Raw genomic sequence first — 1,645 nt, forward strand, 5'->3', positions numbered from 1 at the left:
TATGCAGATGCCTATATGTGGAATGTAGGACTTATATTAAGTGGTCATGTCCATGGAGGACAGATTATTCTTCCTAATGGCAAGGGGCTGTATGCACCTGAGCAGGGATGGTTTCCTAAGTATGATTATGGTTTATATAGGTTAGGTATTAATAATATGATTATTACAAGAGGGGTGAGTAGTTCTGGAGAAGCAATGCCTAGGATGAATAATCCAGCAGAAATCGTTCAGATCACATTAAGATGAAGATAGTAGATATAAATGAATATATGCCTGTATTAATAGATTTAATAAATCAGGGCAAAGATGTACGTTTTACTGTCACAGGTAGCTCTATGAATCCTTTCTTGATTCATATGCGTGATAGTGTCATTATATCTAAGCCTGTTGAACCTTTCAAGAAGGGAGATATCGTTTTCTTCCAAAGAGAGAATGGGCAGTATGTGATGCATAGAATACATCATATAAAGAAGGGCATGTTATATATTATTGGTGATAATCAGACAGATATGGAAGGTCCTGTGGACCCTAAACAAGTGTTTGGAATCATACATACAGTATATAGAAAAGATAAAAAGATTACTGAAGGAGACTTCTGGTGGGTATTTTTTGAGAAGATCTGGCTACATTTGATACCTTTCAGGCATCTGATTATGAGATTATACAAGTAAAAATAAGAATTTAGTGTAATTTTTACTCTATTCGTGCATTAAGTGTTGTCAAAACTCCCAAAATGTGTGAAAAGATGTTATACTGTACACTAAATGTACAAAGGGGTGAACTTATGATTGATATACATAGTCATATTCTTCCTCTCGTAGACGATGGTTCTAAGAGTGTAGACATGAGTCTAGAGATGTTAGATCAGGCTTATAGAGATGGTACAGAAGAAATCATCTTAACGCCACATCTTGCCTATGCATATGGTTTTGATAATCCTAGAGAAAAGATTGAAAATCTTTTTGAAGAGTTTAGAAATATAGTATGGGATGTAGGTATTCCTATTAAACTACATCTAGGATGTGAGTTCTTATATAGTTCTAAGGAATCTTTTGAAAAACATTTCAAGGATATTACAACTCTTGCAGATACAAAATACTTATTAGTAGAATTCTATTTTGATGTCAATGAGGATGTTATTCTTGAAGCAGTAGAGAGTGTGCTTGAAAAGGGATGTATACCTGTTATTGCACATCCGGAACGTTTTGAAGCATTCCAGACAAATACAGAACTTGCACCACGCATTATAGAGATGGGTGGCTATCTACAGATGAATAAAGGGTCAATACTTGGAGACTATGGTTCTATAGTCAAAGATACAGTATATGACTTGTTGGATAGAAGATTGATACATTTAGTAGGAAGTGATGCACATAACTTACGTAACAGATATCCTGCCATGTATGAATCATTTGAGAAGGTAAAGACTTATTTTGGTAGTTCTTATGCGAAGAGAATCTTCAATGAGAATCCAGAGAAATTATTAAACGGGGGAAAGGTATGAACAATAAGGTCAGAAACGGAATCATATTCCTAGTGATTGCGGCTTTATATTTTGGTTTCATTTATTATGATAACCATAAGCCTCAAACAGGGGAATCACCTGTCATTAAAGTACCTACAGGTACTTTAAAGATTAAGGCAA

2 protein-coding genes and 1 pseudogene are annotated in these 1,645 nt (G+C 34.7%); all 3 read left to right on the forward strand.

Annotation, left to right across the window (positions count from 1 at the left end; genetic code table 11):
- Window positions 1-246 (forward strand): annotated as a pseudogene (locus B2S90_RS08770) (phosphoesterase); the annotation flags it as partial.
- Window positions 243-671, forward strand: a complete 429-nt coding sequence (locus tag B2S90_RS08775) for a S24/S26 family peptidase (protein ID WP_006505021.1) — start codon at window positions 243-245, stop codon at window positions 669-671. The pseudogene B2S90_RS08770 and the gene B2S90_RS08775, both read left to right, overlap by 4 nt.
- Before the next feature lie 113 nt (window positions 672-784).
- Window positions 785-1,504, forward strand: coding sequence for a tyrosine-protein phosphatase (locus B2S90_RS08780; protein WP_286696901.1), 720 nt, complete (start codon window positions 785-787; stop codon window positions 1,502-1,504).
- The last annotated feature ends 141 nt before the right edge of the window (window positions 1,505-1,645 follow it).

The organism is Catenibacterium sp. UBA627 (assembly GCF_002299355.1).
Lineage (GTDB): Bacteria > Bacillota_I > Bacilli_A > Erysipelotrichales > Coprobacillaceae > Catenibacterium > Catenibacterium mitsuoka.